This window comes from Pseudomonadota bacterium, from assembly GCA_030775045.1.
Taxonomy (GTDB): domain Bacteria; phylum Pseudomonadota; class Alphaproteobacteria; order JALYJY01; family JALYJY01; genus JALYJY01.
Genome location: JALYJY010000031.1, coordinates 1 through 17,202, shown reverse-complemented (window position 1 = coordinate 17,202; position 17,202 = coordinate 1). Strand labels below are relative to the sequence as shown.

20 protein-coding genes are annotated in these 17,202 nt (G+C 61.0%); 6 read left to right on the top strand and 14 right to left on the bottom strand.

Annotation, left to right across the window (positions count from 1 at the left end):
• The coding region (locus M3O22_04210; GenBank protein MDP9195961.1) for a UDP-N-acetylmuramoyl-L-alanyl-D-glutamate--2,6-diaminopimelate ligase at window positions 1–253 on the top strand (253 nt) is incomplete at its 5' end.
• 67 nt (window positions 254–320) lie between these two features.
• Window positions 321–866 (top strand): hypothetical protein, encoded by a 546-nt coding sequence (locus M3O22_04205; protein MDP9195960.1) that lies wholly within the window; start codon window positions 321–323, stop codon window positions 864–866.
• Between the two features lie 2 nt (window positions 867–868).
• Here M3O22_04205 and M3O22_04200 read toward each other — a convergent pair whose 3' ends face one another.
• Window positions 869–1,639 carry a gamma-glutamyl-gamma-aminobutyrate hydrolase family protein gene (locus M3O22_04200; GenBank protein ID MDP9195959.1) on the bottom strand — a complete coding sequence of 257 codons (771 nt, stop codon included), beginning with the start codon at window positions 1,637–1,639 and terminating at the stop codon, window positions 869–871.
• A gap of 124 nt (window positions 1,640–1,763) precedes the next feature.
• Between M3O22_04200 and M3O22_04195 the strand changes: the two genes are divergently transcribed.
• Window positions 1,764–2,315, top strand: a complete 552-nt coding sequence (locus tag M3O22_04195; GenBank protein MDP9195958.1) for a type II secretion system GspH family protein — start codon at window positions 1,764–1,766, stop codon at window positions 2,313–2,315.
• 18 nt (window positions 2,316–2,333) lie between these two features.
• Here the strand turns inward: M3O22_04195 and M3O22_04190 are convergent, their stop codons facing one another.
• The 8 genes from M3O22_04190 to M3O22_04155 all read right to left on the bottom strand — a co-directional run bounded on the left by M3O22_04190 (window position 2,334) and on the right by M3O22_04155 (window position 11,740).
• A complete protein-coding gene (locus M3O22_04190; protein ID MDP9195957.1) occupies window positions 2,334–3,662 on the bottom strand; it encodes a pyridoxal phosphate-dependent aminotransferase in 1,329 nt (442 codons plus the stop codon).
• Window positions 3,663–3,734: 72 nt separating this feature from the next.
• On the bottom strand, window positions 3,735–4,739 hold the full coding sequence (gene mltG / locus M3O22_04185) for an endolytic transglycosylase MltG (protein ID MDP9195956.1): 1,005 nt from the start codon (window positions 4,737–4,739) through the stop codon (window positions 3,735–3,737).
• A gap of 7 nt (window positions 4,740–4,746) precedes the next feature.
• Window positions 4,747–6,009, bottom strand: coding sequence for a beta-ketoacyl-ACP synthase II (gene fabF, locus M3O22_04180; protein ID MDP9195955.1), 1,263 nt, complete (start codon window positions 6,007–6,009; stop codon window positions 4,747–4,749).
• 215 nt (window positions 6,010–6,224) lie between these two features.
• A complete protein-coding gene (locus tag M3O22_04175; protein ID MDP9195954.1) occupies window positions 6,225–6,464 on the bottom strand; it encodes an acyl carrier protein in 240 nt (79 codons plus the stop codon).
• Window positions 6,465–6,646: 182 nt separating this feature from the next.
• Window positions 6,647–7,609: a hypothetical protein gene (locus M3O22_04170; GenBank protein ID MDP9195953.1), complete on the bottom strand. Its 963-nt coding sequence runs from the start codon at window positions 7,607–7,609 to the stop codon at window positions 6,647–6,649.
• 64 nt (window positions 7,610–7,673) lie between these two features.
• Window positions 7,674–8,177: a CinA family protein gene (locus M3O22_04165; GenBank protein ID MDP9195952.1), complete on the bottom strand. Its 504-nt coding sequence runs from the start codon at window positions 8,175–8,177 to the stop codon at window positions 7,674–7,676.
• 135 nt (window positions 8,178–8,312) lie between these two features.
• On the bottom strand, window positions 8,313–9,749 hold the full coding sequence (locus tag M3O22_04160) for a M23 family metallopeptidase (protein MDP9195951.1): 1,437 nt from the start codon (window positions 9,747–9,749) through the stop codon (window positions 8,313–8,315).
• A 152-nt stretch (window positions 9,750–9,901) separates the two neighbouring features.
• The gene (locus M3O22_04155; protein ID MDP9195950.1) at window positions 9,902–11,740 is read right to left on the bottom strand and encodes an ABC-F family ATP-binding cassette domain-containing protein; all 1,839 of its coding nucleotides are present in this window, start codon (window positions 11,738–11,740) and stop codon (window positions 9,902–9,904) included.
• Window positions 11,741–11,840: 100 nt separating this feature from the next.
• On the opposite strand from M3O22_04155, the gene ndk reads away from it, so the two are divergent.
• The gene (gene ndk, locus M3O22_04150) at window positions 11,841–12,263 is read left to right on the top strand and encodes a nucleoside-diphosphate kinase (GenBank protein ID MDP9195949.1); all 423 of its coding nucleotides are present in this window, start codon (window positions 11,841–11,843) and stop codon (window positions 12,261–12,263) included.
• Window positions 12,264–12,873: 610 nt separating this feature from the next.
• Here ndk and truA read toward each other — a convergent pair.
• From truA to M3O22_04125, 5 genes are all read right to left on the bottom strand, one after another.
• Window positions 12,874–13,638 carry a tRNA pseudouridine(38-40) synthase TruA gene (gene truA, locus M3O22_04145; protein ID MDP9195948.1) on the bottom strand — a complete coding sequence of 255 codons (765 nt, stop codon included), beginning with the start codon at window positions 13,636–13,638 and terminating at the stop codon, window positions 12,874–12,876.
• 112 nt (window positions 13,639–13,750) lie between these two features.
• The gene (locus tag M3O22_04140; GenBank protein ID MDP9195947.1) at window positions 13,751–14,239 is read right to left on the bottom strand and encodes a DUF2155 domain-containing protein; all 489 of its coding nucleotides are present in this window, start codon (window positions 14,237–14,239) and stop codon (window positions 13,751–13,753) included.
• Entirely contained in the window at window positions 14,236–14,721 is a 486-nt protein-coding gene (gene mlaD, locus M3O22_04135) for an outer membrane lipid asymmetry maintenance protein MlaD (protein ID MDP9195946.1), read from the bottom strand. The genes M3O22_04140 and mlaD overlap by 4 nt, the downstream gene beginning before the upstream one ends.
• Before the next feature lie 32 nt (window positions 14,722–14,753).
• Window positions 14,754–15,119, bottom strand: coding sequence for an NADH:ubiquinone oxidoreductase subunit NDUFA12 (locus M3O22_04130; protein MDP9195945.1), 366 nt, complete (start codon window positions 15,117–15,119; stop codon window positions 14,754–14,756).
• 75 nt (window positions 15,120–15,194) lie between these two features.
• Window positions 15,195–15,782: a BON domain-containing protein gene (locus M3O22_04125; protein MDP9195944.1), complete on the bottom strand. Its 588-nt coding sequence runs from the start codon at window positions 15,780–15,782 to the stop codon at window positions 15,195–15,197.
• An 87-nt stretch (window positions 15,783–15,869) separates the two neighbouring features.
• Between M3O22_04125 and M3O22_04120 the strand changes: the two genes are divergently transcribed.
• Window positions 15,870–17,033, top strand: coding sequence for an efflux RND transporter periplasmic adaptor subunit (locus M3O22_04120; protein MDP9195943.1), 1,164 nt, complete (start codon window positions 15,870–15,872; stop codon window positions 17,031–17,033).
• On the top strand, window positions 17,030–17,202 hold a 173-nt coding region (locus M3O22_04115), incomplete at its 3' end, for an efflux RND transporter permease subunit (GenBank protein ID MDP9195942.1). The genes M3O22_04120 and M3O22_04115, both read left to right, overlap by 4 nt.

The following is a 17,202-nucleotide window of genomic DNA, read 5'->3' as shown; positions in this document are numbered from 1 at the left end:
CATCACCGATGACAACCCGCGGACCGAGAATCCGTCCCTGATCCGGCAGGAGGTCCTGTCCGGCTGCAACAGCCGGGCGCGGGAGGTGGCCGACCGGCGCACGGCCATCCGCCAGGGGCTGGCGGCGCTTGGGCCCGGCGATGTGCTGGTGGTGGCCGGCAAGGGGCACGAGCAGGGCCAGATCGTCGGCGCCACCGTCCATCCCTTTGACGATGCCGCCGTGGTGCGGGAGCTGGCGGGGGAGAAAGTCTGACCGGCTGTTTTTACTTTCGGTTTCCGGTGATAACCTGGTTGCAGTTTCAGAATACAGGAACGAACCTATGACAGACAACGAGGAACAGGACAGACAGGAAAGATGGCGTATATACGGCAATCCGTCTGACCCGCTTGCCTTTGTGGATTTTTTTGTGGGCCTGCCTTCCGGGCAATGTCAGGACTTTTACCAGGCAGTCAGGAATGTAACAGTGCGTCTTCTGGATGGACATTCTCCCGGTCAGGAAAAACTGAACGCCTTTGTACGCCTGTGTGCCAAACTTGAGACTGTTGACCAGAATCTGGGGAAGACTTCAGGTATTTCCCGGAGGCTCGAGTATGAAATCCGCACACAACAGGACAGGATTGTCCGTTGTCTGTTCCATGCTCCTTTAAAAACACAGGAACAGCGCGAAGCAAGACAGGCCGCATACCAGTCCCTGATGAACCTGCTGGTTCGCGTAGATGCGATCCAGACAGCACGGGCCCTTCGGGCAGATTTTGTGCGACAGGAAGAGCTGAACGACATACCCGGGGAACATCGCCTGGGGACCATGGCTGTCGAAAGCCTGAAGCAGCTGCCGCCCTTCGGGACTGCCCATCCCGGGACCTGAAATCAGGTCTGTTTCCGGGCCTTTTCTGCACGGGCGTGGACGGCCTGTGAAAAGCCCTGCACAATCGCTGCATAATCAGGATTTTCCCAGTATCTCCACTCCGGGTGCCACTGGACACCCAGGGTAAGGGCGCGGGCCGTGTCCAGCCGGATGGCCTCGATCAGGCCGTCGGGCGCCGTGGCTTCCACCACCATGCCGGGTGCAAGGTCACGGATTCCCTGGCCATGGACTGTGTTGACGTCGATCTGCCTTTTACCCGTCAGCCTGGCCAGAATTCCTCCTTCGTCCAGGGTCACCGGATGCCGCAGCCGGTACATCTCTTCCGGGGATTCTTCTGTATCCTGCCGGTGATCCATGAATCCGGGAAGGTGGTGGACCTCCTGGTGCAGGCTGCCGCCCATGGCCACGTTCAGCTCCTGCATCCCCCGGCAGATGGCCAGCACAGGGATGCCGGCCTCCACCGCGGCCCGCAGCAGGGGCAGAGTGGTGGCGTCCCGGGCCGGATCATGCAGGGTTCCGGGCTGGCTGGGCCCGCCCAGATAGCGGGCGGGCTCCACATTTGACGGGCTTCCAGGCACCAGAAGGCCGTCCATATAGCGCAGGAATTCGCGGGCCGGAATATCCTCTCCCGTAGCGGGGACCAGCAGGGGCAGGCCCCTGACGCCGTGGGTGACCAGGTGGACATACCGGCTGCCTGCCCCATGGGTAGGGAAAATCCCGTTCCTTATGAACGTACAGCAGGGAATACCGACCACGGGCAGGGAGGATGTCATGGGTACACCATGCGGATTGTCACCTGTGAATCATAGCCTCTCCTGGTATGAAAGCAATTTCGCTGTTCCGGGAGAGGTTTCTGCCTGTTAATATGATGGCCAGCAATTTGCGGGGATCATGCACATGAAACCGTTTTTCCGGAAAAAAGCATCTACCAGAGGCTTCACCCTGCTGGAGATGGCGGTCGTCCTTGGCATTGTGGGCCTGATTATTGCGGCCATATGGATCATCTCGGGCCGTGTGATGGAACAGCGCCGCGTGTCCAACAGCGCCGAGCAGGTCCTGAAAATCGTCGACAACATGCGCACCTATTATTCCGGAAAACCTGATGTGCCTGTCCGGAACCTGAACAACGAACTGTGGGACCAGGGCATTTTCCCCTCTGACATCCGGGGTCCCGAGAGAGGTATCCTGATGAACTACTGGGGCGGGCGGATCAATCTTTTCGGCGTTGCGCCGGGCGACAGGTTCAGGATCGCCACCGATCATCTGCCCCGGTCCAGCTGTATCCGCCTGGTCCTTGCCACCATGAGCACCGATGACAACAACCTTCTGCAGCGGCACATCAATAACGTGGTCGTGCCGGTCGGGGATGTGACTGTCAGACAGATAGCCGAGGACAGCTGCACCCTGCCCCGGAATTCCCTGCGCTGGACCTTTCACCTGCGGCGGTGAGGCAGCAGCAATTCCCTGTCAGGGACAGATCTGCCCCAGCAGTTCTTTCAGACGGCGTGTCGCAGCAACCAGATAACCATCCGGATGGGCATAGGACAGCCGCATGATTCCCTGCCCTGGCCGCAGGCCCATGCGGGATCCGGTGGCAATCCTCAAGCCCCCTTTCATCAGGAAATTCCGCAGATCTGTGTCCTCCCGGAGGAAAGCCGTATTTTCCAGGCAGGGATTCATATCTGCCAGATGAAAGAAACCGGCCTTTGGCCGTGTTACAATCCTGACGCCGTGTATCCCCTGGGCCAGAATGTCTTTTGCCCTGTCGGCATTGACACCGTATCCTGCCGCGACGCCATCAACCATGCGGCGCCAGTCGGCGTCAGACAGGTCTTCGGACGGATCCCGCCCATTGATCAGGGTCCGCAGGAATCTTTCGCCAAACATATGTTCCTGGCGCAGGTGCCCCAGATGTTGCTGGCGGGGCTGCCACAGATCCGGGCCTGATCCGAACAGGGCTTCGGCGGCATGGGTCGCGATGGCTGACAGCCCCCCCGAATTTATCCGGGAAAACTCCTCAAGGATTCTTGCGGATCTTGCTGAAGAGCAGATCACACCACCTGTTCTGATGGCGGCCATTCCTGTCTTTGATCCGCCAAACAGGACAAAGGTTTCTGCCTGCGGCTTTGGCATCTGCATGAAGGAAAACGGCTGTTCCGGCCCATATTCAGTACCATCATAGACCATGTCATCGATGATCCGGATCGGGAAGTGTTTTTCCTCGCCATGTATTACCTGCTGCATCATATTCTGGCTGTAGATCATGGTTCCGGTCGAGACTGTCTCTCTTCTGCCCCGCACATGGCCGGTGGGATTGCAGGGGTTGCAGTCGTAAAAAACCACAACATTGACATCCTTGTCGTTTTCCAGGATGGACAGGGCGGAGTGCAGATGGCCTGAGCCGAGTGTCCACTCTCTTTGGGGATCCCGTTCCAGGGGAATGACTTCAAATCCCCTGATTTCAGCCATGGTAATAAAATTGCCATAGTTCGGGACGGGCATGACAATAGCGGGTCGTCTGCGCTCGCCGGTTTTTATCATGTAACCCATGTATTCATGCCTGATCAGATCAAGCACAGCCCCATAGGCAGGCGTTGTTCCGGCAGTCAGGACAATCCTGTGTGATGTGATTGCAGGATGAAAACCCCTGTTCCTGAACTGCCAGGCGATGCTTTGCCTCTGTTTTGTTGTATCCGGATGTTCGTGATAGTCCTGGATGCGCCGCATCCTGCCAAGGGCATAGTCCATGGCCCAGGTGCAGGGGGCAATGGCGTTGCCTGTGTCCAGTTCAATCATCCTGTTCACGACAGATCCCGACAGAAATCAGCTCCGGGAGCAGTCTACGATACGCGGGAGCAAGTATTTCGATTATCGGGATATTGTCCCCGTCTCCTGCTTTCCGTCTGAAAGCCGCCGCCAGGCAGACACGTTTTTATTGTGCTCTTCCAGAGACCGGGCGAACACATGGCCGCCGGTGCCGTCGGCCACGAAATACAGGAAATCATGCTTTTCAGGATCCAGGACGGCCTTCAGCGAGGCCAGCCCGGGATTGGCAATGGGACCGGGAGGAAGACCAGGCACAACGTATGTGTTGTACGGGGAATTCAGGGCCAGATCCTTTCGGGACAGGGGCCGGTCCAGAACTTCTTTTCCTTTTGTGACCGCATAGCTGACCGTGGGGTCGGACTGCAGCGGCATGCCGGTTTTCAGGCGGTTGATGAACACCCCCGCCACGCGGGGTCTTTCCGTGGCCACTCCGGTTTCCTTTTCCACGATGGAAGCCAGGGTGACCGCCTGCATGGGCGTTGTGAACGGAAGACCTTCAATCCGCTTGTCCCACAGGCCGGTCAGCGCCTGGTCCATCGCGTCCTTCATGCGCTTCAGGATGTCGGTCCGGCTGTCACCCCGGGAAAACAGGTAGGTTTCCGGAAGAAGGGCGCCTTCGGGGGGCTGGGAGTCGATGGTCCCTGTCAGTGCCTCTTCCTGTTCCAGCAGCCGGACAATCTGGACCGACGTATAGCCCTCGGGAACCGTAAAGCGCCGCAGCAGGGGCTTTCCCTCCCGCAGGACCCCGATGATCTGTCCCAGGCTCGCCCGGGCCGGAAAGGCATATTCTCCCGCCTTCAGGTGCGGAGCCAGGCCAGTCATCCGGGCGGCCAGGACAAAGGGAACGCGGCTTTCAATGAATGACTGTTGTTCCAGCGCTTCAGCCACGGTGCCGATGGTGCTGCCGCGGGGAATGACCACAGCCTCGGCGGAGGGAGATGCAGGGCCGGGTGCCGTCCACAGCACGTATCCTCCCCATACCAGCGCCACAGCGATCACCGCGCCGCAGGTCAGCAGGGCAGAAAGGAACCGGGAAAGGGTTCCCATGGGCGCCCTATCTGTGCTCGCGGAAAACCAGGGACGCGTTTGTGCCGCCAAAGCCGAAGGAATTGCTCAGGGCCACGCGGACCTTTTTTTCCTTTGCCCTGTGGGGCACCAGATCCACGCCCAGACAGCTGTCCGACGGATTGTCCAGGTTCAGGGTCGGGGGAACGACGCCGTGGTTGATGGCCAGGATGGAATAGATGGCCTCCACTGCACCGGCAGCGCCCAGCAGGTGCCCGATGGCCGATTTGGTCGAGGACATGGATACCTTGTCCATGGCGGGGCCGAACAGGCGGCGGACAGCGCCAAGCTCGATCTCGTCCCCCACGGGGGTCGAAGTGCCGTGGGCGTTGATATAGTCCACGTCGGCTGGGGTCAGACCCGCCCGCTTCAGTGCGGCCTGCATGGCCCGGTAGCCGCCGTTGCCATCCTCGGCCGGTGCAGTGATGTGATGGGCATCACCAGACATGCCATAGCCGACAACTTCCGCGTAGATTTTTGCGCCGCGGGCCTTTGCGTGCTCCAGCTCCTCCAGCACCACAACGCCGGCGCCTTCGCCCATGACAAAGCCGTCACGGTCCTTGTCCCAGGGGCGGGAGGCCCGGGTGGGTGTATCGTTGAAGTTCGAGGACAGGGCCCGCATGGCGGCAAAGCCGGACAGGCCCAGGCGGCTGACGGCTGCTTCAGCGCCGCCGGCCACCATGATGTCAGCATCGTCCCACATGATGATGCGGGCCGCGTCACCGATGGCGTGTGCGCCGGTCGAGCAGGCCGTGACCACAGCGTGGTTGGGGCCCCTGAATCCGTAATTGATGGACACGTGGCCCGAGGCCAGATTGATCAGGCAGGCCGGAATGAAAAAGGGCGACATGCGGCGCGCACCCTTTTCGTGCAGGGTGATGGAGCCGTCATAGATCCCCGGAAGACCGCCGATGCCCGAGCCGATCATGACCCCCGTGCGTTCCCGCTGATGGTCTGTAGACGGCTGCCAGCCACTGTCCTTCACGGCCTCGGCCGCCGCGGCGATGGCAAAATGGATAAACTCGTCCATCTTGCGCTGGTCTTTCGGCGGAATGTACGTGTCCGGATTGAACAGGCCGGGCCCGTCACCGCGGGGGACCTGGCCGGCGACCTTTGAGGCAATGTCAGACACGTCAAAGGATTCAACGGCGCGCAGGCCCGATTCATTCCTGACCAGGCGTGTCCAGTTGTGGTCCACTCCAACCCCGAGGGGGGTGACCAGACCCATGCCTGTCACAACAACACGTCTCATCTCAGACCCCCTCCATAACCCTGACCGGGATGGACAACTGCCACGTCACTGCGGTGCGCGGATCCTCACGTACTATGTATACGTTCCGGTCCTGTGCTCCTCGTTCCTTGCATTTGCCTCATCCCGGCAGATTCTGCAAGGGGTCTGCCCATATTAAGGACAAAACCTCCGCCACGGCGAGCCATGGCAGAGGGATATCATGCCGGTCCTGCAGCTCAGGCCGCGACTTTCTGCTCGATGAACTTGACGGCGTCGCTGACCGTAGCGATCTTTTCGGCCGCGTCATCGGGAATCTCGATGGAGAATTCTTCCTCGAACGCCATGACCAGCTCGACAATGTCCAGGCTGTCGGCGCCCAGGTCATCGGTGAATTTGGCGTTCGGAACAACCTTGGCCTCATCGGCGCCCAGGCGCTCGACAACAAGTTTCTTCACGCGGGCTGCAATATCGCTCATTGTTTTCTCTCACTCTCGTGGATGGGGGGAGCCTGCCGGATGGCGGAAATCTCCCGGATGCTGTTTTTCCGGAACCGGGTGTCCCCGGGCACAAACGGAAAGACAGGATCCCATAGCATACCCCGGAACAAAAAGCCAAGCCCCGGGGACAGGGTATGGGAAAAGCCGGTGTCTGTGTCCCTTTATCCCTGCGGGCCCGGACTGGCAGGGGGTGGGCTGTTACGCGACCATGTTTTTGGAGGAGGAGTCTCGAAAAATCCTCCATCGCCGTACCGGGCGATGTACAGTGGATCCTGCATTGTGACGGAGAGCGGTAAGGGCCTTCCGGTAGCTTGTGCCTGTCTTTCAGCCACAGACATCATTTTTGACAGGCTCCCCAGAAAATTCTCCCACCAGCGGCGGTCCCCGTGTCGCAGGTCAAGGCTGTCAGCTGCAAGCCTGTGCACGCTGCCATCCGGGCCGCTGTACCAGCCTTGAATCCCTGAAGGCCGGATAAAGACTCTCATCGAGTTGCTGAAAGGAGCGTGTGGATCTGCGACCTGTTCTGTCGGGACAGGCCGGAATTCAATGAGGACCATGAGCATATCGCCATATCCCGGTGTGGGCCGCCCTCCGGGAGCTACAGGCCTGTTCCTGACGGGCAGGGGGGAAAGTCTGACATCACCGGATACGCCTGTCAGGGAAACGGGCCTGCCATCCCTGACAAGGCCGACCGGAGGTACATTGTCGTAATCTCCCCCGGCTGCCAGGTTTTCTGGACGCAGAAAGGTTTTCTCCGCCTCGCTGACGCCCCGGATCATGATGACGATCCGGTCGTCTGTTCTGGCAACAGACACCGGAAGGGTATCCAGGGGCGGGCAGGGTTCTGCCGGTTTTCCCAGAAAGGCAGGGTGGTGGACCTCAACAGCGAAAGAAGCCTTTTCTGATCCAAAGGCAAAAACCTGGCGCAGTTTTTCACTGTCGTCTGTGCCGTCTCTGCGGGAGGTGAACTTACGGCCTTGCAGGCCTGTCTGGTTACAGAATTCTTCCCACCATTCCATAACCTCCCCCTTATCAAAGCGGGGGGCAGGTCTGGCAAGGGGCTGGTGCGTCAGAGGTGTTTCATCACCCCGGAGCCATTTGCCCAGAAGATCCAGCAGACGCATAACCGCGATCCCTCAGCGGGGTGTAATCAGAAAGCCACCCTATCACTGCGTTCTGAAAGAATTGTTAAGAAAGATTTTGTTCCACAAGGTTCAGTGCCGTTTCCACGGCCTGCAGCCGGATGACATCCCGCGATCCTTTAAGCATGAAGCGATGGGCGGCCGGAGCCTGTCCCCGCCGGGCCAGTCCGATATAGACCAGTCCCACGGGTTTTTCCCCCGACCCGCCGCCGGGGCCGGCGATGCCCGTGATGCTGATGGCCAGGTTCGCTCCGGAATGCTGCAGAGCCCCTTCCGCCATGCCCTGGGCCACAGGGGCGCTGACGGCGCCATGGTCGCGGACCAGCACGGCAGGAACGCCCAGGGATTCTGTCTTGGCCCTGTCGGAATACGTTACAAATCCGCGCTCGAATACGTCAGAGGATCCGGGAATAGCGGTCAGGCAGGCGGACAGAAGGCCGCCCGTACAGGATTCTGCGGTGGCCAGTGTCACGCCCTGTTGCCGGCACCGGTCCAGGATGCGGGATGCCATGTCCGCGAGGGCCGGGGGGAACATGATATCAGACCTCATTTGTAATCTTCCCTGTCATCCCGACCGGAGCACAGCGAAGTGGAGGGATCTCTTTCGTGAAGGAGATCCTTCGACTGCGCATCCTTTCAGGATGCTTCGCTCAGGATGACAGTAATAAAGGGATGGCCAGGGAATTTACTCAGTTTCAGTCGCGCTGGCGCCGGTGCGCAGGTTGGCGTATTGCAGGCGGCCATCGGACAGGCTGGCGAACAGGGTGCCGATCTCATTGACCCGGGCCTCGAAGATCCTCAGGCTCTTTTTGTCCAGGGTCTTGCCGCTGGGCATATCCACGCTGAGCGGGTTGACCTGGCGGCCGCTGCGGATCACCTCATAGTGCAGATGCGGGCCTGTGCTGCGCCCTGTTGAGCCCACATACCCGATCACCTCGCCCTGGCGGACGCGGGTGCCGCGGCGCATGCCCTTGGCAAAGCGGCTCATGTGGGCATAGGCGGTCGAGATCATGGAAGTATGCCGGATGCGGATATAGTTCCCGTACCCATTCTTCACGCCGATATCCTCAAGGGTGCCGTCACCGGCGGCATAGATGGGTGTTCCGGTGGGCGCGCCGAAGTCTATGCCGGTGTGCATCTTGCTGAATCCCAGGATGGGATGGCGGCGCATGCCAAAGCGGGATGTCATCCGTGCGCCGTCGATGGGGGTTCGCATCAGGGCCTTGCGGATGCTGCTGCCTTTCGCGTCGAACATGTCCACGGTGCCGTCCGGCATCTCGAAGCGGTAGAGGGGAAGCTCGCGGCCGCTGAGGTTCATGGAGGCATGGACGATGTTCCCGTTGCGGACGGGGGTTCCGTCCTCTGTCACATCGCGCTCGAAGATCACCCGGAACGAATCGCCGGGCTGCACGTCACGCTGGAAGTCCACGTTATAGGAATACAGCTTCAGGAGTTCCGACATGACAGCCGCAGGAATGCCGGTGGTGTTCCCGGCGTCGAACAGGCTGGAGTAGATGGTGGTCTGGACCGCCACCAGCTTGCGTTCCACGGGTTTGCTGGTTTCCGCGGCCCGGAAGGTCTCGCTGTCCTGGCGGGCCACAGAGACAGAGGAGAGCCGGTCAGGCGCAAATTCAAGCCCCATGAACTGGCTGTTGCCCCCGAAAAGGACCGAGATTTCCTGGCCGGTTTTCAGGTCGCGGGGATCATAGACCTCTTTCAGGGCATCGATGGCGGTCTGCGCCTCCTGGACGGACACATCCGCATCCACCAGCAGTCCCAGCAGGGTATCTCCCTTGTCCAGCGCCAGGGTGATCTTCTGCCCGGCAGAGATGGCCGAGGATTCCGTCAGCGCATCGGGCGTCACATGGGACAGGATATAGTGAACGGGGTCCAGACTCTCTCCCGCTTCCGAAGGCGGAAAGGAAGGCCGTTCAAGAAAAGGACGCAGCAGGGCCACAAGGCTGGCCAGTCCGAAAGACGTCTCTGCAGGATCTGCAGGGGCCTGCGCCTGGAGGGCAGGCGCCGGGGCCGGTGCATCCGCCGACGGAAGGGAAACCTGGTGCAGGACAAGAACCAGGCCCGCAATCCAGAACGCCGCTGCGACAAGGCAATATCTCCTCACGCTGACGACTCTGCTCCTGTGCTGTTGCGGGCGGTCTGAAGTGGCGAAGACGGGGTACCCGGACGGACCGGAAAAGACTCCCCTTTTGAAGGAGGGCTACGATTGGCACACCCCCCTACCCGCTGTCAATGTTCGGAGGTATTTTTCATTTTTTACAGGGGTTTGTCCTGATCCTGATGCAGGACCATCCATTCTTCCTCGGCAGCCTGAAGGGTACGTTCAGTTTCCTTCAGGCTGGCCTGAATGCGCGTCACTTCAGTGGCGGGGCCTGCATACAGGGATGGATCAGCCAGTTTCTGGCGCAGGGTTTCGGCCTGGCGGGTCAGGGTCTCGATCCGTTTTTCCACGTCTTCCAGCTTTTTGCGCCGGGCAGTCTGCGATTCTGTCCGGGTTTTTTCCTTTATCCCAGGCGACGCCTGTTTTTTCTCCCGCGCGCGGTCCAGGACCAGGCGGCGATAGTCGTCCATGTCCCCGTCAAAGGTCTGACAGGTTCCCCTGTCCACCAGCAGAAGCCTGTCGGCGGCCAGTTCGACCAGATGCGGGTCGTGGGTGATCAGGATCACCGCCCCTTCAAAATTGTTCAGGGCTTCCACCAGCGCCTCGCGCATGTCGATATCCAGGTGGTTGGTGGGTTCATCCAGAAGCAGCAGGTTGGGCGACTCGCGCGCCATGAACGCCAGGAGAAGCCGGGCCTTCTCTCCGCCCGACAGCTGGCCCACAGGGGTTTTCACATGGTCCCCCGAAAAGGAAAACCGGCCCAGGTGCGCCCGGATCTGTTCGGGCGTGGCCTTTGGCATCCTGTACCGGGCCTCTTCCAGCACGGTTTTTGACAGGTCGAATTCGTCGGCCTGGTGCTGGGCGAAGTATCCGGCCTTTATTTTTGGGGCCCGGCGGATTTCCCCGGACAGGGGGTCCAGCCGCCCGGCCAGAAGCTTGACCAGGGTGGATTTGCCGTTGCCGTTGGAGCCCAGCAGCGCGATCCGGTCATCCGGGTCGATGCGCAGGTTCAGGTTTCGCAGGACCACATGATCGCCATAACCCGTTGCCGCCTGGTCCATGGTGATCAGGGGCGGGGGCAGGGGATCAGGAGAGGGGAACGAAAGGCGGGCCGGGGCATCCTCGACGATCTGCATCACCGGCCCCATTTTCTCCAGTGCCTTGATGCGGCTCTGGGCCTGGCGGGCCTTGGACGCCTTGCTGCGAAAGCGGTCGATGAATGCCTGCATGTGCTTGCGCGCCGCTTCCTGCTTTCCAGCCTGGGCGGCCAGATTTTCCATTTTCAGGCGCCGGACTTCCAGGAACTGGTCCAGATTGCCGGAATAGGACAACAGCTTTCCCCGGTCCAGATGCAGGACCCCGGTGGGCACGGCATTCAGCAGGTCCCGGTCGTGGCTGACCAGAAGCATGGTGCCGGGCCAGGAACACAGATAGTTTTCCAGCCACAGGCTGGCCTCCAGGTCCAGGTGGTTGGTGGGCTCGTCCAGAAGCAGAAGGTCCGGGCGGGAAAACAGCACGGCGGCCAGCGCCACCCGCATGCGCCACCCGCCCGAAAAATCCCGGCAGGGACGCTTCTGGTCTTCCGCGCTGAAGCCCAGGCCCGACAGGATCCGGGCCGCGCGGGCGGGGGCCGCGTGGGCATCAATGTCCACAAGGCGCATGTGGATGTCGGCGATGCGCTGCGGATCTTCGGCCGTTTCTGCCTCGGCCAGCAGGGCAGTCCGTTCGGTATCCGCTTCCAGAACCGTGTCCAGCAGCGACATGCCGGAGGACGGAACCTCCTGCGCCACAGATCCGATTCGCACTTTCGGTGACAGGTATATGGACCCGGCATCGGGGGACAGCCGTCCCTGGATCAGCTTCAGCAGGGTCGATTTCCCCGTGCCGTTACGCCCCACCAGGGCCACCCGCTGTCCCTGGGACACGGCGGCGCTGGCCCCCTCGAACAGGGGCTTTCCGGCTATCCGGAATGTCATGTCCTGGATCTGGAGCACGAAAACGTCCTTCCCCGGTGTGATGTCCTGTTGCCAGAAGGCGGATCAGCTGATACAAGCGCCGCATTCGTGCCACCAGTTTTCACAGAGAGCAAGTCCCATGGCCACCGAGCGCACCCTGTCCATCCTGAAACCGGATGCTACACGCCGTAACCTGACCGGCAAGATCAACGCCCGGTTCGAGGACGCCGGCCTGCGTATCGTGGCCCAGAAGCGCGTCCAGCTGACAAAGGTCCAGGCCGAGGCGTTCTATGACGTGCACCGTGCCCGGCCGTTCTTTGGCGAGCTGGTTTCGTTCATGGTCTCCGGCCCTGTAGTCATCCAGATCCTGGAAGGCGAGAACGCCATGACGAAAAACCGCGAAATCATGGGCGCCACCAACCCGGCCAACGCCGCCCCCGGCACCATCCGCAAGGACTTTGCCGAATCCATCGAGGCCAATTCTGTCCACGGCTCGGACAGCCTGGAAAACGCCGCGAAGGAAATCGCCTTCTTCTTCAGCGGCATGGAAATCACGGGCTGATTTTGACTTGGCCCTGCAGCAACAGGGTCTGTCATCCTGAGCGAAACGCTGCGTAGCAGCGCGCAGTCGAAGGATCTTATTCGTGGAGCGAGATCCCTCCACTCCGCTGCGCTCCGGTCGGGATGACACCGGGAAGGTGCCATTCGGCAAAATCTCGGATTACTTTCGCCTTTCTGTTTTAGGATCAGGGATCGGAATTGTTGTTTCCTGTATCAGGACATGAAAGGGCAACCAAAATGGTATCAATCTGTTTTTCAGCCACACAGGCAGAACAATTTCAAAAAACGCTTCAGGCTGAGGCAAAGGGTTGGTATGTCCAGGATCTGGCCAGGGGCGAAAGCCGAACGGTTCCCTTGCAGGAAATTTATCTGTCACCTGACGGCCAGCTGCACCGTGAAAATGGTCCGGCCCTTGTATACGAGGGAGGGGTGGAAGCGTGGTACTGCCATGGCCGGCTGCACCGTGAAGGCGGACCAGCTGTAACAGATCCAAAGGGAACCCGGCTCTGGTATAAAGATGGACTGCTGCATCGTGAGGATGGCCCTGCTGTGATCTCAGCAGACGGAGCCACGAAGGATTGGTTCCGGAATGGAGTGGGTATCGAACCCCCTCAAGCCCCATCTGCTCCCAGCCCCTGATACACCGCTCTGAAGAAATACAGGCCATGGGCGGGCGCTGTAGGGCCACCGGCACGGCGGTCGCGCAGTTCAAGGGCTTCCCGTACCTGGTCCGGGGTCCATTTTCCTTCGCCCACCAGTTTCAGCGTCCCCACCATGTTCCGGACCTGATGGTGCAGGAATGACCGGGCTTCGGTATACACAGAAATAACATCCCCCTCCCGCACCACATCCAGCCGGTCCAGGGTGCGCAGGGGTGATTTCGCCTGGCACCGGGCGTCCCTGAAAGTCGAGAAATCATGGTGCCCGACAAGGAACTGTGCGGCCCGGTGCATGGCCTCTGCATCCAGCGGCCGGCGTACATGCCAGACCCTGTGCCACTCCAGGGTTGGTGGAGGGACGCGGTTCAGGATCCGGTACACATAGGCCCGGCCCCGGCAGGAAAACCGGGCGTGGAAATCCGCGCCCACCGGCTCTGCTGACAGGACAGAGACAGGGTGCGGTTTCATGTGGAAGTTCAGGGCGTTCAGGACAGTTTCAGGTGAAGCGTCGCGGGGAATATCCGCGTGGACCACCAGCCCCAGCGCGTGGACGCCGGAATCCGTGCGCCCTGCCGTCACCGCCTCAACCTTTTCTCCGCAAAACCTGTACAGGGCCTGTTCGAGAACCTGCTGGACAGACAGGCCTTCCGGCTGCTGCTGCCACCCCACAAAGGGTGTGCCGTCAAATTCCAGGACCAGTTTCCAGCGCTGTGACACGATTTTACCTGCTTTGGTTATCACCTCGGCGCAGGCCGGGGTCCATTGTTATTGCCGTGCCAGAGAATGGATGCCGGCCTCCGCCGGCATGACGGGGTACGCTTCGACTTTCCTAATCCAGAACTTCTCCCGAAGGGGCCGGGGCGGTGTCGGGGGTATCCACAGGCTTTGCGGAAGGCGCAGGGGCCGCATTGCTGCTGTCGCTCTGGCAGCCCAGGACCCACACATCGTAAACAGCATGTTCCAGTGAAGACAGGGCCGGGCTGGAAGCGAACATCCAGCCGCTGAAGACAATTTCGGCAACTTCCAGGCCTGCGGGCTGTCCACCAGGCCCTGTTTCCATGATTTCCAGAAACGCAGCCGATTCAGGCGGCTCGACGGGGGCGGACTGGCGGCAGGCCCTGACCGTGATGGACAGGGATCCGAAGCCGACGGTCTGGCCCACGGGAATCACGGTGGTGGAGGCCCGCGCGGTTACCTTGTCCAGGGTGCGCAGGCGGACGAAGGGCCGGTCTGCCATCTCTGCCGCCCCTGCAGGGAAGAGAGCGAGACAGGAAAGCACTGTTGCCATAACCAGGGACAGCAGGCGGGCGTGTGTCATGGAGCCGTCGCGGCCCCCTGCGCAGCGGGCGTCTTTCCGCCGTCGGGGTTAAAGATGGTCTTGCCGATCAGGGTTTCCAGATCCACGGCGCCCTGGACATGCTCGAAGGAATCGCCGTTTTTCATGAATTCCTCCTCGCCGCCCGGATCCAGGGACACATAGCGGCCACCCAGAAGGCTTTCACTGGCAATGCGGGCAACAGTATCGCGCGGAAGTTTAATGGCTGGTTCTATGGCCAGACTGACCTTTGCCATGTATGTGTCCTGGTCCAGGACAAGGCCGGACACACTGCCCACCTTCACGCCCCCGATCCGCACGTCAGACCCTTCCTTCAGCCCGCCGGTCTGGGAAAAGCTGGCCACAAGCGTGTATCCGCCCGCGGTCTGTCCCAGATCGGCGCTTCTGTAGGCAAACACCAGGAAAACCGCGGCCACAAGCAGGACCAAGGCCCCGATCACTGTCTCAATAACATTCCTTTTCACTGTACCAGACCTCTGTTTCTTCTTTCTGTTTTCTATTCAGGTTTCCAGGGTTCATAGTCACCGGTGGCCGGCGGACGCTGTTCCCCTTTCAGTGTGTGGCCAGGAGGATACCAGGCCTGGGCCGAGCCCGTCATGTTGGGCCTGTGATCTTTTTCCCAGGGCCGGTGAAAGGGGCTGTCGTCCGGAATGGGTTTGTCCATGCCTCCGTGAAGCCAGCCATGCCATCCCGGCGGCACCAGGCTCGCGTCATCCTTTTGCCGGTACAGGACCCAGCGCCTTTCGCCCCTGCCGCGGGATCTGCACCGGTAATAGGTATTCCCGGCCCTGTCCTCGCCCACACGCTCGCCCTTCACCCATGTGAAGACGCGGATGTAGAAATCTGAAAGCAGACCTGCCATGGGACGTCTGAAACCCTGGTATCCTGGAACAAGCGGGGAATATGGCACCGGAATGGTCCGGGGTAAAGCAGGAAGTCACTCCGTTCCCGCAACATTCACATAGCTGACAACCCTCTGGACGCCGGAGACGGAATTGGCCTGCGCCAGCGCCCGGTCCAGCTCGGCCTGGTCGCGGGCCTCGCCCAGCAGGTAGACCACCCCGCCGACAGTATCCACGAAATAGTTCTGGGACTTCACTTCCGGGTCAAAGGTCAGGCGGGTGGAGACCTGGGTGCGGATCCATGTGTCGTTTGCGGAATCCAGGACGGTGCGGCCGTCGTCGATGAAAATCTCGTTATAGACTTCCTTCACGCCATTGACCTGCCAGGCCAGTTCCACGGCCCGTGCCCGCTGCTCCTCGTCCTTCGCCGCGCCGGTCAGCAGCACGCGGCCCTTGTGGATGGTCATGTCCAGCCGGTCGTACATGTCGACATTGGCCTTGAACCATCTGTCATTCAGCTCGGCCTGGATCTGGGTGTCGCTGACAGCACCCGAAAAGCCGCGGGACTCAGAGGTTGTTACAGCCGTTGCGGCGGCTCCGCCCGCAATGACAGGGACGCAGCCGGAAACCAGGAAAAGGCAGGCTGCAGCGGCAGAAATGGTTCTGGCAGACAGGAAAATCATGGCGGGCCTTTCCGGGAAGATGTGTTGCCAATCATCAGCACAGGTACTACACCATGAGGACCTGATCAATATTTCCCGGCGCTGTCCATGACCTGTTTTCGCATTCTGCCTGTATTTGTTCTTCTGGCGGCCCTGTCTGCCTGTGGAAAGGACGACGGGCAGCAGCAGGCCGAAGGGCAGGGAGCCGCGCCACCGGTCACGGTCAGCGTTCCGGTCCGGAAGGAAGTGGCCGAGTGGCGCGAATATGCGGGACGCTTTGCCGCAGTGGAATATGTGGAAATCCGCCCCCGGGTCAGCGGATACATCGACTCCATCCATTTCACGGACGGACAGATGGTCAGTGCGGGCGATCTGCTGTTTGTCATTGACCCCCGACCGTACCAGGCAACCCTGGATGCGGCAAATGCCGGACTGGCCAGTGCGAAGGCGCGGGAGGAACTGGCCCGGCGGGAGCTGGATCGCGCCAGCGAGCTGGTGAAGAAAAAGGTCGTGACCCAGAGCACGACGGATGAACGGCAGCAGCAGCTGGCTTCTGCCCTGGCGGATGTGCAGGCGGCGGAGGCCCAGGCCCGCACGGTGCAGCTGGACCTGGATTTCACCCAGGTCAAGGCGCCTGTCGCCGGCCGCACCAGCCGCGAGCTGGCCAGCGTGGGCAATCTGGTCAGCGGCGGGGCCGCGGGCGCTACCCTGCTGACGACCATCGTGTCGCTGGACCCGATCCATTTCTATTTCGACATGGACCAGGACACCTGGCTGCAGTCCCTGCGCCAGACAGGACCGGACAAGGATGGAACGGCCAGCGGCGCGCCGGTCCTGCTGGCCCTTCCGGATGAAAAGGATTTCACCCACGCCGGCACCCTGGATTTCATGGACAACGTGGTGGACCAGTCCACCGGAACCCTGCGGGCCCGGGCTGTCTTCCCCAATCCGGACCGGCTGTTCACGCCGGGCCTGTTTGGCCGCATTCGCCTGCAGGCTGCCCCGCTGCGCGAGGCGCTGCTGGTCCCGGACGAAGCTATTGGCACGGACCAGGGCCGCCGTTTCGTGCTGGTGGTGGATGAAAAGAACGTCATCCAGTACCGTCCCGTGGTGGTGGGCCAGCGGGAGGGCCTGCTGCGCGTGATCCGTGAGGGGCTTGGGCCTGCGGACCGGGTCATCGTGACAGGACTGCAGAAAGTCCGTCCCGGCATGCCCGTGACGCTGCAGGAGGCTGCACCTGCCGATGCGCCGGTGACAGGAGCTGCACCGTGAGGTTCGGCCGCTTTTTCATTGACCGGCCCATCTTCGGGATTGTGCTGTCGGTGGTGATTTTCATCATCGGTGTGCTGGCGTATTTTTCCCTTCCCGTGGCCCAGTACCCCGAGATCGCGCCCCCGACCGTGGAGGTTTCCGCCCAGTATCCCGGTGCCAATGCCCAGGT

What these genes read in the sequence shown, in the direction of transcription:
- M3O22_04205 (MDP9195960.1), top strand. Translation starts at nt 321, where the DNA reads ATGACAGACAACGAGGAACAGGACAGACAGGAAAGATGGCGTATATAC.
- M3O22_04200 (MDP9195959.1), bottom strand. Translation starts at nt 1,639, where the DNA reads ATGACATCCTCCCTGCCCGTGGTCGGTATTCCCTGCTGTACGTTCATA.
- M3O22_04195 (MDP9195958.1), top strand. Translation starts at nt 1,764, where the DNA reads ATGAAACCGTTTTTCCGGAAAAAAGCATCTACCAGAGGCTTCACCCTG.
- M3O22_04190 (MDP9195957.1), bottom strand. Translation starts at nt 3,662, where the DNA reads ATGATTGAACTGGACACAGGCAACGCCATTGCCCCCTGCACCTGGGCC.
- mltG (MDP9195956.1), bottom strand. Translation starts at nt 4,739, where the DNA reads ATGGGAACCCTTTCCCGGTTCCTTTCTGCCCTGCTGACCTGCGGCGCG.
- fabF (MDP9195955.1), bottom strand. Translation starts at nt 6,009, where the DNA reads ATGAGACGTGTTGTTGTGACAGGCATGGGTCTGGTCACCCCCCTCGGG.
- M3O22_04175 (MDP9195954.1), bottom strand. Translation starts at nt 6,464, where the DNA reads ATGAGCGATATTGCAGCCCGCGTGAAGAAACTTGTTGTCGAGCGCCTG.
- M3O22_04170 (MDP9195953.1), bottom strand. Translation starts at nt 7,609, where the DNA reads ATGCGTCTGCTGGATCTTCTGGGCAAATGGCTCCGGGGTGATGAAACA.
- M3O22_04165 (MDP9195952.1), bottom strand. Translation starts at nt 8,177, where the DNA reads ATGAGGTCTGATATCATGTTCCCCCCGGCCCTCGCGGACATGGCATCC.
- ndk (MDP9195949.1), top strand. Translation starts at nt 11,841, where the DNA reads ATGGCCACCGAGCGCACCCTGTCCATCCTGAAACCGGATGCTACACGC.
- M3O22_04140 (MDP9195947.1), bottom strand. Translation starts at nt 14,239, where the DNA reads ATGACACACGCCCGCCTGCTGTCCCTGGTTATGGCAACAGTGCTTTCC.
- M3O22_04130 (MDP9195945.1), bottom strand. Translation starts at nt 15,119, where the DNA reads ATGGCAGGTCTGCTTTCAGATTTCTACATCCGCGTCTTCACATGGGTG.
- M3O22_04125 (MDP9195944.1), bottom strand. Translation starts at nt 15,782, where the DNA reads ATGATTTTCCTGTCTGCCAGAACCATTTCTGCCGCTGCAGCCTGCCTT.
- M3O22_04120 (MDP9195943.1), top strand. Translation starts at nt 15,870, where the DNA reads ATGACCTGTTTTCGCATTCTGCCTGTATTTGTTCTTCTGGCGGCCCTG.